15 protein-coding genes are annotated in these 12,695 nt (G+C 65.9%); 10 read left to right on the top strand and 5 right to left on the bottom strand.

Going from position 1 to position 12,695, the window contains the following annotated elements:
* Positions 1-15: 15 nt before the first annotated feature.
* Together B0E46_RS12720 and B0E46_RS12715 are read right to left on the bottom strand one after the other, a co-directional pair.
* Positions 16-288, bottom strand: a complete 273-nt coding sequence (locus tag B0E46_RS12720) for a hypothetical protein (protein ID WP_077556161.1) — start codon at positions 286-288, stop codon at positions 16-18.
* 205 nt (positions 289-493) lie between these two features.
* Positions 494-1,183: a hypothetical protein gene (locus tag B0E46_RS12715; RefSeq protein ID WP_077556198.1), complete on the bottom strand. Its 690-nt coding sequence runs from the start codon at positions 1,181-1,183 to the stop codon at positions 494-496.
* 119 nt (positions 1,184-1,302) lie between these two features.
* Here B0E46_RS12715 and B0E46_RS12710 point away from each other — a divergent pair, with 119 nt between their 5' ends.
* The 8 genes from B0E46_RS12710 (at position 1,303) to B0E46_RS12675 (ending at position 7,150) form a co-directional block, all read left to right on the top strand.
* The gene (locus B0E46_RS12710) at positions 1,303-1,488 is read left to right on the top strand and encodes a lipoprotein (protein ID WP_077556160.1); all 186 of its coding nucleotides are present in this window, start codon (positions 1,303-1,305) and stop codon (positions 1,486-1,488) included.
* A gap of 13 nt (positions 1,489-1,501) precedes the next feature.
* Positions 1,502-2,350: a diaminopimelate epimerase gene (gene dapF, locus B0E46_RS12705; RefSeq protein WP_077556159.1), complete on the top strand. Its 849-nt coding sequence runs from the start codon at positions 1,502-1,504 to the stop codon at positions 2,348-2,350.
* A gap of 94 nt (positions 2,351-2,444) precedes the next feature.
* The gene (locus tag B0E46_RS12700) at positions 2,445-3,131 is read left to right on the top strand and encodes a DUF484 family protein (protein WP_077556158.1); all 687 of its coding nucleotides are present in this window, start codon (positions 2,445-2,447) and stop codon (positions 3,129-3,131) included.
* Between the two features lie 6 nt (positions 3,132-3,137).
* Positions 3,138-4,043, top strand: coding sequence for a tyrosine recombinase XerC (xerC, locus tag B0E46_RS12695; protein WP_077556157.1), 906 nt, complete (start codon positions 3,138-3,140; stop codon positions 4,041-4,043).
* A gap of 22 nt (positions 4,044-4,065) precedes the next feature.
* Positions 4,066-4,398, top strand: a complete 333-nt coding sequence (locus B0E46_RS12690; protein WP_077556156.1) for a GlpM family protein — start codon at positions 4,066-4,068, stop codon at positions 4,396-4,398.
* Positions 4,399-4,475: 77 nt separating this feature from the next.
* A complete protein-coding gene (gene hslV, locus B0E46_RS12685) occupies positions 4,476-5,012 on the top strand; it encodes an ATP-dependent protease subunit HslV (RefSeq protein ID WP_077556155.1) in 537 nt (178 codons plus the stop codon).
* 129 nt (positions 5,013-5,141) lie between these two features.
* Positions 5,142-6,479 (top strand): ATP-dependent protease ATPase subunit HslU, encoded by a 1,338-nt coding sequence (gene hslU / locus B0E46_RS12680; protein ID WP_077556154.1) that lies wholly within the window; start codon positions 5,142-5,144, stop codon positions 6,477-6,479.
* Between the two features lie 50 nt (positions 6,480-6,529).
* Positions 6,530-7,150, top strand: a complete 621-nt coding sequence (locus B0E46_RS12675) for a hypothetical protein (RefSeq protein WP_077556153.1) — start codon at positions 6,530-6,532, stop codon at positions 7,148-7,150.
* Positions 7,151-7,180: 30 nt separating this feature from the next.
* Here B0E46_RS12675 and B0E46_RS12670 read toward each other — a convergent pair whose 3' ends face one another.
* On the bottom strand, positions 7,181-7,870 hold the full coding sequence (locus B0E46_RS12670; RefSeq protein WP_077556152.1) for a glutathione binding-like protein: 690 nt from the start codon (positions 7,868-7,870) through the stop codon (positions 7,181-7,183).
* Between the two features lie 196 nt (positions 7,871-8,066).
* Between B0E46_RS12670 and B0E46_RS12665 the strand changes: the two genes are divergently transcribed.
* Together B0E46_RS12665 and rbsK are read left to right on the top strand one after the other, a co-directional pair.
* Entirely contained in the window at positions 8,067-8,501 is a 435-nt protein-coding gene (locus tag B0E46_RS12665) for a hypothetical protein (protein WP_077556151.1), read from the top strand.
* 114 nt (positions 8,502-8,615) lie between these two features.
* A complete protein-coding gene (rbsK, locus tag B0E46_RS12660; RefSeq protein ID WP_077556150.1) occupies positions 8,616-9,509 on the top strand; it encodes a ribokinase in 894 nt (297 codons plus the stop codon).
* Here the strand turns inward: rbsK and mnmE are convergent, their stop codons facing one another.
* Together mnmE and yidC are read right to left on the bottom strand one after the other, a co-directional pair.
* A complete protein-coding gene (gene mnmE, locus B0E46_RS12655; RefSeq protein WP_077556149.1) occupies positions 9,510-10,856 on the bottom strand; it encodes a tRNA uridine-5-carboxymethylaminomethyl(34) synthesis GTPase MnmE in 1,347 nt (448 codons plus the stop codon).
* A gap of 82 nt (positions 10,857-10,938) precedes the next feature.
* The gene (yidC, locus tag B0E46_RS12650) at positions 10,939-12,666 is read right to left on the bottom strand and encodes a membrane protein insertase YidC (protein ID WP_077556148.1); all 1,728 of its coding nucleotides are present in this window, start codon (positions 12,664-12,666) and stop codon (positions 10,939-10,941) included.
* Positions 12,667-12,695 lie beyond the last annotated feature (29 nt).

Here is a 12,695-nt window from a genome sequence, read left to right as displayed (position 1 = left end):
GGACGACCTCGATGCTCAGTGGTGATTCGCCGCCTCAGCTGCCTGCTTGAGTTCACGGCTGGCCTGGTCGAGCAGGTCCTTGGCCTTCGCCGCGTGACCGTCCATGTCCCACTCGTTGGCCTGCTGCGCATCCGAGATGCGCTTGAACGCCTGGTCGGTCAACCGCTGCGCCGCGGCGATGTTCGGATGGCGCTTGGCGCTGACATCGCGCACGGGCGGAGCGGCGAGCACCGAGCTGGTGACGAGAGCGAGACCAGCGATCAGTGCGAAAGACGAGGTGCGCTTCATGAGTTTCTCTCCTGACAGGGGTATGGCTGGATGAACCCGTATCGATCCCGCGCCTGGTCGGGCAGCGCGGGATCCACTTCGGCATGCCTGCCAGCCGGCAGGTTGCGGCGCAAATCTAGCAGTGCGATGCATGTGCGCAGCAGCTCAAGATCCTGCGATTTATCCGCAGTTGGGCGTCGCCCCCGGATCCGGCCTTGTGCGCTCTTCAGCCGCCGAGTGGCGAACCGATCCGCTGCGCGGTGGCATCATCCGGTCGCGCCACCAGGGCGCCGGTGCGCATCAGGCTGATGCTGTAGTGGCCCTGATCGACCAGCGGCAGGAACGCACCGCTGCCGTAGAGCGTGTCGACTTCGGGCAGCCACTGCGGATATTGCTTCTTCAGATCGAGCAGATCGAAGGCGCCAGCCTCGCCCAGGCTGATCACGGTGCGCGGTGCACTCGCCTCCTGCGCGGGGTCGTCATAGCGACCGGACAGCCGGTCGAGCCGGTACAGCGGCGGCAACCCGGCCAGCAGCGCGGGCAGTTTCCACTTCAGCACCACCGCCTCGACGCGCCAGTCGTCGCCGGACAACTGCACCTGCCGCGTGCTGCCGTCGGGCCAGCTCAGGGTGAGCGCCCAGCGCTGCGGCGACAGGATGCGGGCATCGATATCGACCACCGGCGTTTCCTCGGCCAGCAAGCGGTAACCACGCAATGCGATACCGGTGCCGGCCAGCAGCAGGGTGAGTCCGAGACAGAGCAGGCACAGCAAGGCACGCCAGCCGGCCGCCAGCCGTCGGCCGTCGTGCAGGTGCCGACGCAGCACCACCAGCTGCGCCAGCGTCACCAGCAGGAAGACCGCCGCCAGCACCAGCAGCACCGTCATCGGCATGCGCAGCAGCGTGCTCCACTCCATCGTTGCTCTCCTCGTCGCCTCGGCGTGCGCGCTGCCGTGCATCATAACGGCGATGGCCTGGCACTGCGGCTGGTTCAGCGGGCCTCGCTATACTGCGACCGTCCACAGGAAGCCCTGCCATGCGCCGATCCCTCTTGCTGCCGCCGCTCTGCCTTGTTGTCGCCCTGCTTGCCGGCTGCGGCCAGAAAGGCCCGCTGGTGTTGCCGCCGACCAAGCCGGCGTCGGCATCGAGTACGGCGAAACCGCGCGCACCGGCCCCGGCGTCGAGTGTGGAAACACAAGACCAAGACAACGACCAGTACTGAACCGGCCCACACCATGCAACTGCATTTCTCGAAAATGCATGGCATCGGCAACGACTTTGTCGTGCTGGATTGCCGGCAGCGTGATTTCCCGCTGGATACCGCGCAGATCCGTGCGCTGGCCGACCGGCATACCGGCGTGGGTTTCGACCAGCTGCTGAGCGTGGAGCCGGCACGCGATCCGTCCTGTGCTTTTTATTACGGCATCTGGAACGCCGACGGTTCGCCTTCGGGCCAGTGCGGCAACGGCGTGCGCTGCGTGGCGGCGTGGCTGCATCGTGCCGGTGCGCTGGCGCTCGACAGCAGCGTCATGATCGAGAGTCCGTCCGGCCCGGTGACGGTGCGCCTGCTCGGGCCCCACGAAGTCACCGTCGACATGGGCGAGCCGGTGTTCGAGGCGGCCCGCATCCCGCTGACGGCGGCCGCGACTGCCGAACGCTACACGATAGAGACCGGCGATCACACGCTGGAGGTCGGCGCGGTGTCGATGGGCAATCCGCACGTGGTGGTGACCGTGCCCGACCTGGACGCGCCCGAGCTGTTGCAACTTGGCCCGCTGCTGTCCGGCCATAGCCGCTTCGGGCAGGGTGCCAACGCCGGTTTCGTGCAGCGCGTCGATCGCGGCCGCCTGCGCCTGCGCGTGCACGAGCGCGGCGCCGGCTGGACGCTGGCCTGCGGCACCGGCGCCTGTGCGGCGATGGCGGTGCTGCATCAACGCGGCGAAGTCGATGACCGGGTCCGGGTGGAACTGCCCGGCGGCACCTTGCGGATCGACTGGACCGGCCCTGGCCACACCCTGTGGATGACCGGCCCGGCCGCCTTCGCCTTCGAGGGCGAATGGACGGTTGCCGCCCTCAGGGCCTGACGCACCGGTTGAAGCGCGCCCGCGTCCATCGCACACTCCAGCCGGACGGCACGCCTTTCCAGCATGCTCCGCACCGGTTCGAGGACATTCGCGCATGACCGCAACCCTGCTCGATGACGCCACCCAGGCTCGCGTGGTCGCCGCCTACCTGAAGCGTCACCCTGAATTCCTCAGCGAGTACCCCGACCTGGCGGCCAAGCTGACGATGCCGCGCGAACAGGGCGCGGTGTCCTCGCTGGCGGTGTACCAGCTGCAAAGCCTGCGCGACAAGAACGCCGAACTGGAACGCCGCCTGGCCGAGCTGATCGAGATCGCCGCCGAAAACGAGAAACTGATGGAACGCGTGCACGCGCTGACCGTGGCCCTGATGCGCGCCAACACGCTGGAGGTGACTGCACGCACGGTGATGGCCAAGCTCAGCGCGGATTTTCACACCGAACAGGTAAGCCTGTTGCTGTTCGGCGACGAGCCGCAACTGCCGCGGGCCGACTGGCTGCAACAGGTGGCCGGCGGCGCCAGCGCGCTGCCGGAGTTCGCCGACTTCCTGCAGCACAACGAACCCGTCTCCGGGCGCCTGTCCAACGAAAAGCTCGGCCGGCTGTTCGGTGCCGATGCCGGGCAGATCCGCTCGGTCGCGATGATGCGGCTGGGCGACGCCGGCATCCTGGCGATCGGCAGCCACAGCCCGGACCGCTTCCAGCCCGGCATGGGCACGCTGTTCCTCAAGATGATCGCCGCCACCATCACCGCCGCCCTGGCGCGCGCGCGGGACGTCTCCTGAGCCGCGATGACGCCTGAGCAACAGGTCGAGCACTGGCTCGCCCGTCTCGCCGGCGAGCGACAGGCTTCGCCACACACCGTCGACGGTTACCGCCGCGACCTGGCCAAGCTGCTGCGTTTCATGCAGGCGCAACAGCTGGCTTCGTTCGATGCGCTCGACCCGAACCGGATGCGCAGCTTCGTGGCCAGCGAACATCGCGGCAAACCCGGCAAGGATGATGGCCTGGCGCCGAAGAGCCTGCAGCGCCTGCTCTCGTCCTGCCGCAGCCTGTTCCGCCAGCTCAGCCGCGAAGGCCTGCTCGCCAGCGATCCGCTGCTCGGCGTGCGTGGCCCGAAGGTGCGCCGCAAGCTGCCGCAGGTACTCGACGTGGACGAAGCCGGTGCGCTGGTGGAGACCGACAGTGGCGGCAAACTGGCGGTGCGCGACCGCGCGATGCTGGAGTTGTTCTACTCCAGCGGCCTGCGCCTGTCCGAACTGGTCGGCCTGCGCTGGGCGGACCTCAGGCTGGACGATGGCGAAGTGCGCGTGCTCGGCAAGGGCAGCAAGACCCGCATCGTGCCGGTCGGCCGCCACGCCGTCGCCGCCCTGCGCGCACTCGGTGCGGAGCAGGGCAGCATGCCGGCGGACGATGCGGTCTTCCGCGGCCGCCGCGGCGCGCCGATCAACCCGCGCACGGTGCAGCTGCGCATGAACAAGCTGGCGCTGCAGCAGGGCATCCCGAAACACATCCATCCGCATCTGCTGCGACATACCTTCGCCAGCCACATGCTGGAATCCTCCGGCGACCTGCGCGCGGTGCAGGAACTGCTCGGTCATGCCGACATCGCCACCACGCAGATCTACACCCACCTGGATTTCCAGCATCTGGCCAAGGTCTACGACGCCGCGCATCCGCGCGCGCGGCGCAAGTGAGCGCCAACGGACCGGATCGCGCATGAGCCTGCTCATCAAATCGCTGATTGGCGCGCTGATGGTGTTGCTGATCGGCCTGCTGGCACGCACCCGCAACTACTACATCGCCGGCCTGTTGCCGCTGTTTCCCACCTTCGCGCTGATGGCGCACTACATCGTGGGCAGCGAACGCGGCCACGCCGAGCTGAAGGCCACCATCGTGTTCGGTCTGTGGGCCGTGGTGCCGTATGTGGCTTATCTGCTGGCGCTGTACTGGCTGGTCGATCGCATGCGCCTGTTGCCGGCACTCGCCTGCGCGCTACTGGTGTGGTGCACCTTTGCCGCGGCCGCCGTGCTGCTGTGGAACCGTCGCTGAGCCGCCGTCGCGCCCGCCGCTTGGATTCACACCGGCACGGCCCCACCTCAGCGGAATCCACTGTCTGCGGAGTTCTTATGGAATCCTTCCACGCCACCACCATCGTCTGCGTGCGCCGCGAAGGTCGCGTCGTGATCGGCAGCGACGGCCAGGTCACGCTCGGCAATACGGTGATGAAGGGCAACGCGCGCAAGGTACGCCGCCTCGGCAAGAGCGGCGACGTGGTGGCCGGTTTTGCCGGCGCCACCGCCGATGCGTTCACCCTGTTCGAGCTGTTCGAGCAGAAGCTCGAAAAGCACAACAACAACCTCACCCGCGCGGCGGTGGAAATGGCCAAGGAATGGCGCACCGATCGCCGTTTCGGCCGGCTCGAGGCGATGCTGGCGGTAGCCGACAAGGAAACCTCGCTGCTGATCTCCGGCAATGGCGACGTGGTGGAACCCGAGCACGGCCTGATCGCGATCGGTTCCGGCGGCCCGTTCGCGCAGTCGGCCGCGCTGGCCCTGCTGGAAAATACCGAACTGGATGCGCGCACCATTGTCGAAAAGGCGTTGAAGATCGCCGGCGACATCTGCATCTACACCAATCACAACGTGTCGATCGAAGAGCTGTAGACGCATCACACGACGGACCTCCTCAGCGTCATCCCGGCGAAAGCCGGGATCCAGCGTCGTTGCCGTTACAGGCACTGGGTCCCGGCTTTCGCCGGGATGACGAAGAAAACCTACCTTTCCGGTGTATCCATGAGCGAACTCACTCCCCGCGAAATCGTCAACGAACTCGACCGCTACATCATCGGCCAGCACGACGCCAAGCGTGCCGTGGCGGTGGCGCTGCGCAGCCGCTGGCGGCGCATGCAGCTGCCGCCGGAAATGCGCAACGAGATCACGCCGAAGAACATCCTGATGATCGGCCCGACCGGCGTCGGCAAGACCGAAATCGCACGCCGCCTCGCCACGCTGGCAAACGCGCCGTTCGTGAAAGTCGAGGCGACCAAGTTCACCGAGGTCGGTTACGTCGGCAAGGACGTGGAATCGATCATCCGCGACCTCGCCGATGTGGCCTACAAGTTGACCCGCGAACACGCGATCAAGCGCGTGCGCACCCAGGCCGAGGATCGCGCCGAGGACCGCATCCTCGACGCCCTGCTGCCGCGCCGGCAGACGGCGACCGACTGGAGCCACGATGCCGCCACCCCGGCGATCGACAGCGATACCCGCCAGAAGCTGCGCAAGCAGCTGTGCGAAGGCGCGCTGGACGAACGCGAGATCGAGCTGGATTTCGCCATGAACGTGGGCGTGGAGATCATGTCGCCGCCCGGCATGGAGGAGATGGGCGCGCAGTTGCGCCAGATGTTCCAGAACATCGGCGGCGCCAAGACCCAGCAGCGCAAACTGGCGATCAAGCTGGCGCGCCCGCTGCTGATCGATGAGGAAGCGGGCAAGCTGCTCAACGACGAGGAAATCCGTGCGCAGGCGATGGAGGCGGCCGAGCAGAACGGTATCGTGTTCATCGACGAGATCGACAAGGTCGCCCAGCGCGGCGACCACGGCCACGCCGGCGTCAGCCGCGAAGGCGTGCAGCGCGACTTGCTGCCGCTGGTGGAAGGCTCCACCGTGTCGACCAAGTACGGCCCGATCAAGACCGACCACATGCTGTTCATCGCCTCCGGCGCGTTCTCGCTGGCCAAGCCGTCGGACCTGATTCCGGAGTTGCAGGGCCGGCTTCCGATCCGCGTCGAGTTGTCCGCACTGTCGGTCGACGACTTCAAGCGGATCCTGCGCGAGCCGCACAACGCGCTGACCAAGCAGTACGTGGCCTTGCTCGGCACCGAAGGCGTGACGATCGAGTTCACCGATTCGGGCATCGACCGGCTGGCCGAGGTGGCGTTCCAGGTGAACGAGCGCACCGAGAACATCGGCGCACGCCGGCTGCATACCGTGATGGAGCGCCTGCTCGAGAAAATCTCCTACGAAGCAGCTGACAAATACGGCGAAAATTACTTGATCGACGCCGAACATGTAGACAAAAGTCTTGGCAGCCTGGTTCAGAACGAAGACCTCAGCCGCTACATCCTGTAACGCTACATCCTGTAAACAAGCCCGTCGGACCGATCTGTTAAAATGGCGCCGTGACCAACATCATCGAATTGAAAAACACCGGCCAGCGCGCCCAGCTGCGCGAAGCGCAGCAGAAGCAGACGCTGGTGCGGTTGTGGCGCGAGGACCTCGAGCACGGCAGTTTCTGCGGCTACGTGGGCGGTGTCGGGCGCGAGTTCTTCCTGCTGTGGGTGGTCGGCGACGGCATCACCTACGACGGCATGTACGTGATGCGCCATCGCGACATTTCCGAGCTGGAGTCGCCGGACAAGCACCACGTGTTCTTCGAGAAGGCGCTGGCGCTGAAGCACATCCTGCCGCGCCCGCCACGCGGATTCCCGCTGGACAACATCCGCGAGGTGATCCAGGCCGCCGGTGCGCAGGCACCGGTGATCGGCGTGCACGTGGACAGCGAGGACGAAGCCGAGGTCTGCTACATCGGCCGGCTGGTCAGTGTCGACGACGATGGTTTCTACATGCAGGAACTCAGCCCCGACGCGGAGTGGATGCGTGAGGCTTCGTTCTTCAGCTGGGACGAGGTCTCCACCGTCAGCATCGAGGACAGCTACGCGCAGTCGCTGCTGGCAGTGGCAGGACCGGCACCGGCCCTGCTCGAACAGGGCGATGACTCCGGGATCGGCCGCGCGCACTGAGCGCGGCGCAGCGCCGGCGTAGAGCCGGCGCTATCTTTGCCCGAACAGGACCTTGCGCGCCTCTTCATCCGTGCGCAGGTCGGTCTGCTCCTTGATCGTTTCACCGAGCGCATACGCGCGTTCCGTCGCGGCTCGTGCGCGGACCAATTCGAACCACCGCATAAGGTGCGGAAATTCTTCCAGCGTCATGCCCTGCGCCTGATGCGGCACGATCCACGGGTAGGCCGCCATGTCGGCAATCGTGTACTCCGTCCCGGCAATATACGTTTGGCCATCCAGACGTCTGTCCAGTACGCCATACAGGCGGTGGGTTTCGTTGACATAGCGATCGATCGCGTATGGAATCTTCTCCGGTGCGTAGCGGTTGAAGTGATGGTTCTGTCCCAGCATCGGACCCAGCCCGCCCACCTGCCAGAACAGCCACTCCATCACGGCAGTGCGGCCGCGCGGATCGGTTGGCAGAAAGCGGCCACTCTTCTCCGCCAGATACTGCAGGATCGCGCCTGACTCGAACACACTGATGGGCGCGCCGCCATCGGCCGGTGCATGGTCGACGATCGCCGGCATCCGGTTGTTCGGCGAGATCCGCAGGAACTCCGGCCTGAACTGCTCGCCCTTGCCGATGTTCACCGGCCTGATCTCATACGGCAGGCCGGCTTCCTCGAGGAACATCGTGATCTTGTGGCCGTTCGGTGTTGGCCAGTAATGCAGTTCGATCATTGCTGTCTCCTCGCCATCGGTGGCAATGCACAAGGGATCGGGGCGACCCTTCATGTTTCAAGCGCTGATTGGCTCTTCAGCTCGATATGGGCCGCCCATCGCAAGGCCAGGCAATGAAATCGAGAGACCTCGGTCAACGCTTGTGACGTGTCTCGCGTTCCGTGCCCTGTTGCCCATCCATTCTGGAGATCTCGCGATGAAACCTGTTCTTCGCCTTGTCCTGCTCGGCTTCGTCCTGGGCATCGCCGGCACCGGCGCCGTCATGGCACGGCCATTCCAAGACACCTCCGCCGATTCAGCGGCAAGCAAGCCCACACACCAGGCACCCGATCCGCAGCGCCAGATCGCACGCCTCAGCCGCAAGCTTCAACTCACCCCCGATCAAGCCGCCAGGATCGAGCCGATCCTGCAGAACCGGCAGCAGCAGATGCAGCAGTTGCGCGCGGACAACACGCTGGCGCCACGCGATCGTCGCGCCAAGATGCGTTCGATCATGCAGGACAGCAACACCCAGCTGCAGGCCGTACTCACCGACAGCCAGAAGCAGCAATACCAGCAGATGCAGCAGCAGGCCATGCAGCGCCGTCAGGACAAGAAGAATTCGAGCGACGACGACTCCGACAAACAGTAAAGCGACCTTGCACTCAGCCCATCGAAGGACCGGCTCGTTGCCGGTCCTTCGTCTTTACTGTGCGACGCAATCGCTTATGCTCAATCCTTTCTCGATTGATCGACCAGGGATGTCATGACCCGTATCGTTGTCGTCGGCAGCATCAACATGGACCTGGTGACCCAGGCGGCGCGCTTTGTCGGCCCCGGCGAAACCATCCTCGGCGAACGCTTCCTCACCGTGCCCGGCGGCAAAGGCGCGAACCAGGCGGTGGCGGCGGCGCGGCTGGGCGCCACGGTGGCACTCGTCGGCGCGACTGGCGACGACGCCTTCGGCAGGCAACTGCGCCAGGGCCTGGCCGCCGAGAACATCGACCTCTCCCACACCATCGAACTCGGCGATTGCGCCAGCGGCACCGCCTCGATCACTGTCGCCGAGGGCGAAAACCAGATCATCGTGGTGCCCGCCGCGAACGCGCGCGTCACGCCGACGCAAGTCGAACGCGCGCAGGACCTGATCGCCCGTGCCGATGCCGTGCTGGTGCAGATGGAGATTCCGCTGGAAACCGTGGAAGCCACCTTGCGCCTCGGCCATCGACTTGAGGTACCGGTGATCCTGAACCCGGCCCCCGCGCAGAAGCTGCCCACCAACTGGCTCAAACTCGCCCGCTACGTCACGCCGAACCAGCACGAGCTCGCCATCCTGCTTGGCGCCGATTCCACCGAAGACTTCCGTGCGCTGATGCGACAAGCGCCATGCCCCGTCGTGCTCACCCGCGGCGCCGAAGGTGCGTGGTATCGCGAACAGGGGGAACCAAGCCATCAATCCGGTTTCCAGGTCGACGTCGTCGACAGCACCGGCGCCGGCGATACGTTCAACGCCGCGCTGGCGGTGTTCCTGCGCGAAGGCTTGGCTGCAGCCGTGCGCAAGGCCTGCGCCGCCGCCGCACTGTCGGTCGGCAAGCTCGGCGCACAGGGCGGCATGCCGCAGCTGCACGAAGTGGAAGACCTGCTCGCCCGTAGCAACTAGTCACTTGCCGATGCAGAACGAACCGAAGATCGCCCCGAGCAGGTCATCGCTGCTGTAGCTGCCGGTGATTTCGCCGAGTGCATGCTGCGCGTGACGCAATTCCTCGGCAGCGAGTTCGCCGGCTCGGGTGTGCGCCAGCACGCCGGCGGCGTGCTCGAGATGCGCTTGTACCTGTTCGAGCGCCTGCACGTGGCGGCGGCGTGCGCTGAACGCGCCCTCGCCGCTGCCGGCGCCGGCCAGTCGCTTGAGGTGTTCGCGCAGTGCATCAAGGCCTGCGCCGGTTTTCGCCGAAGCCCACAGCCATAGCGTGCCATCACGCAATTCGTCATGTGGACTCGCATGATCCCGATCGATCTTGTTGATCAGTACCAACCGCTCGACACCGACTGACACGTCCGCCAGCAATGCCAGATCAGCCATGGCGTGTTCGGCGTCGGTGACCAGCACGGCCACATCGGCGCGCTGCAGTTCGCCATGCGCGCGGCGCACGCCTTCGCGTTCGACCTCGTCGTCGGTCTCACGCAGGCCGGCGGTGTCGGCCAGTTCCAGCGCGATGCCGTCGAGGCTGAGGCTTTCGCGCAGCACGTCGCGGGTGGTACCGGCGATCGGCGTGACGATCGCGCGATCGTTGCCGGCCAGCGCGTTGAGCAGACTGGATTTGCCAGCGTTGGGACGGCCGATGATCGCCACGCGCAAGCCGTCGTTGAGGCGCAGGCCGCGTTGCGCTTCGCGCAGCAGCCCGGCCAGTTCGGCGCGCAGCGCTTCGAGCTGGCGGGTGATCGCCGGGTCGGCGAGGAAGTCGATTTCCTCTTCGGGAAAATCGATCGCCGCCTCGATATGCACGCGCAACGCGATCAGCGCCTGCAGCAGTACCTCGACCTTGCGCGAGAACACGCCTTCCATCGACTGCAATGCAGCGCGCGCACCAGCCTGCGAGCGAGCGGCAATCAGGTCGGCAACGGCTTCGGCCTGAGCCAGGTCGAGCTTGCCATTGAGGAACGCGCGTTCGGTGAATTCGCCCGGCCGCGCCAATCGCGCACCGAGCTCGCACACGCGACGCAGCAGCAGGTCGAGCAGCACGGCGCTGCCGTGGCCTTGCAGTTCCAGCACGTGTTCGCCGGTGTACGAGGCGGGGGCAGGGAAGTGCAGCAGCAGGCCACGATCGATCAGCGCACCGCCGGCTTCACGAATCGCAGCGAAGTGTGCGTGGCGTGGCTGCGGCGCGCGACCAAGCAGGGTCTGCGCGATCGCCGGCACCAGCGGGCCGGACACACGCACCACGCCGACACCAGCCGCGCCGGGCGCACTGGCAATCGCGGCTATCGTCTCGGCGGTGTGGTCGGACATGATGGGGATGACTCTAAACGAAGTCAGCCGCGCCGGTGACCCGTGCGCGGCTGATGAGGTGTTGCCAGGACACGCGAAAGCTTCAGGACGCCTTGGCGGCTTCCTCGCGATCGACGTGATGGGTGACCCACCACTGCTGGCCGAGGCCGACGATGCCGTTGACCGCGTAGTACAGGCACAGGCCGGCGGGGAAGAACGCGAACATCACGGTGAACAGCAACGGCATGACCTTCATCATCTTGGCCTGGGCCGGGTCCATGCCCGCCGCGGCCGGGTTCAGCCATTGCGTGCCCAGCATCACCAGCGCGTAGATCACGGGCAGGATGTAGTACGGATCAGGCGCACTCAAGTCGGCCAGCCACAGGAACGGCGCGTGGCGCAATTCGAGGCTGTACTCGAGTACGTAGAACAGGCCGTAGAACACCGGCATGGTGATCAGCACCGGCAGGCAGCCGCCCATCGGGTTGACCTTCTCCTTCTTGTACAGCTCCATCATCGCCTGCTGCATCTTCTGCTTGTCGTCGCCGTAGCGCTCCTTGAGCGCCTGCACGCGCGGCTGCAGCTTGCGCATGCGGGCGGCGGAGCGGTACTGCATCGCCGTCAGCTTCCAGGTGACGCCCTTGATCAGCAGCACCAGCAGGATGATCGCCACGCCCCAGTTCTTGGCCAGGCCGTGCAAGAACGACAGCACGCCGTGCATCGGCACCGCGATCAGCTTGAACATGCCATAGTCGATGGTCAGGTCCAGCCCCGGCGCGATCGCATCGAGCGTGCCCTGCAGGTTGGGACCGAGGTACAGGCGCGCGTCGCTGCTGGCGCTCTGTCCCGGCGCCACGCTGAAGGATGGGCCGACCGCACGGATCAGGTAGCGCGGCTGCGCGCTGTCCGGGTTGATCGTCTCGGTGACGTAATGATCGGTCTGGTCGGCAGACGGGATCCACGCGGCGAAGAAGTACAGTCGCAGCATCGCCGCCCAGCCGCCCTTGATCTGGCTGTCGAGCCGGTCTTTCGGCTCATGGAAGTCCTTGAACGGCAGCTTCTCGAACTTCTCGCCGGTGTACCAGGCGGCGCCCTGGAAGCTGCGGATTTCCGGGTTGGAAACATTCGTCAGCCAGTTGCCCGTCTTCGGCGGCTCGACCCGCAGCAGCTGCTGGTAGGCATTGCCCTGCCACGGCTTGTCGGTGCCGTTGTCGATGCGTTGGCTCAGGCCGATCACATAGCTGCCGCGCTTGAAGCTGTAGGTCTTGGTGACCTTGAGGCCGGCGGCATCCTGCCAGGTCAGATCGACCTTCAGCTCGTCCTGGCCATCCGCCAGGGTGTACGAGGTCTTTGCGCTCTGGAAGACGGCCTGGTGGCTGGGCTGATCCTGCGGCGCGGTATCGCTGCTGCTGACCAGACCGTTCTGCGCCACGAAGTAATGTGCCGGCTCGTTGTCCAGCAGCACGGTCGGCGCCGGATTCGGCTCCTTGTGCGTGCGCGGCGCATTCGGATAAGCCAGCAGATCCGCATGCACCACGCTGCCGCCGCGGGTGTCCACGGTCAGTCGCAGCACATCGGTGCTGACGGTGATCAGTTGCGACGCGGCTTCGCTGGTGTCGGTGCCGGCGTTGCCGATCGCGGCGGTGCTGCCGGATGCCGTCGTGACCGACGGGATGGCGCCCGGCACACTGCCATCGGCAACCGCGTTGGAGGATGCGCTGGCGATCGTGGCGGCCGGTGGTGGCGGTGCGTAGTCCTTCTCCCAGGCCATGACCAGGAAATAGGCCACGGCCATGAGGGCGAACAAGAGGAAGGTGCGCGTTTGATTCATCGCGTAGCAGATCCGGGTAACGCCACGAC

It is taken from the genome of Rhodanobacter sp. B04 (assembly GCF_002001125.1).
GTDB lineage: Bacteria > Pseudomonadota > Gammaproteobacteria > Xanthomonadales > Rhodanobacteraceae > Rhodanobacter.
Note: the sequence above shows the minus strand (reverse complement) of the source record. Positions and strands in the feature narration are given on the sequence as shown.

Excerpts from the sequence above, each read along its gene's own strand:
- hslU (WP_077556154.1), top strand. The coding sequence starts at position 5,142 with ATGAGCGAACTCACTCCCCGCGAAATCGTCAACGAACTCGACCGCTAC.
- B0E46_RS12715 (WP_077556198.1), bottom strand. The coding sequence starts at position 1,183 with ATGGAGTGGAGCACGCTGCTGCGCATGCCGATGACGGTGCTGCTGGTG.
- mnmE (WP_077556149.1), bottom strand. The coding sequence starts at position 10,856 with ATGTCCGACCACACCGCCGAGACGATAGCCGCGATTGCCAGTGCGCCC.
- xerC (WP_077556157.1), top strand. The coding sequence starts at position 3,138 with ATGACGCCTGAGCAACAGGTCGAGCACTGGCTCGCCCGTCTCGCCGGC.
- B0E46_RS12720 (WP_077556161.1), bottom strand. The coding sequence starts at position 288 with ATGAAGCGCACCTCGTCTTTCGCACTGATCGCTGGTCTCGCTCTCGTC.
- yidC (WP_077556148.1), bottom strand. The coding sequence starts at position 12,666 with ATGAATCAAACGCGCACCTTCCTCTTGTTCGCCCTCATGGCCGTGGCC.
- B0E46_RS12670 (WP_077556152.1), bottom strand. The coding sequence starts at position 7,870 with ATGATCGAACTGCATTACTGGCCAACACCGAACGGCCACAAGATCACG.
- B0E46_RS12700 (WP_077556158.1), top strand. The coding sequence starts at position 2,445 with ATGACCGCAACCCTGCTCGATGACGCCACCCAGGCTCGCGTGGTCGCC.
- B0E46_RS12710 (WP_077556160.1), top strand. The coding sequence starts at position 1,303 with ATGCGCCGATCCCTCTTGCTGCCGCCGCTCTGCCTTGTTGTCGCCCTG.
- hslV (WP_077556155.1), top strand. The coding sequence starts at position 4,476 with ATGGAATCCTTCCACGCCACCACCATCGTCTGCGTGCGCCGCGAAGGT.
- B0E46_RS12690 (WP_077556156.1), top strand. The coding sequence starts at position 4,066 with ATGAGCCTGCTCATCAAATCGCTGATTGGCGCGCTGATGGTGTTGCTG.
- dapF (WP_077556159.1), top strand. The coding sequence starts at position 1,502 with ATGCAACTGCATTTCTCGAAAATGCATGGCATCGGCAACGACTTTGTC.
- rbsK (WP_077556150.1), top strand. The coding sequence starts at position 8,616 with ATGACCCGTATCGTTGTCGTCGGCAGCATCAACATGGACCTGGTGACC.
- B0E46_RS12665 (WP_077556151.1), top strand. The coding sequence starts at position 8,067 with ATGAAACCTGTTCTTCGCCTTGTCCTGCTCGGCTTCGTCCTGGGCATC.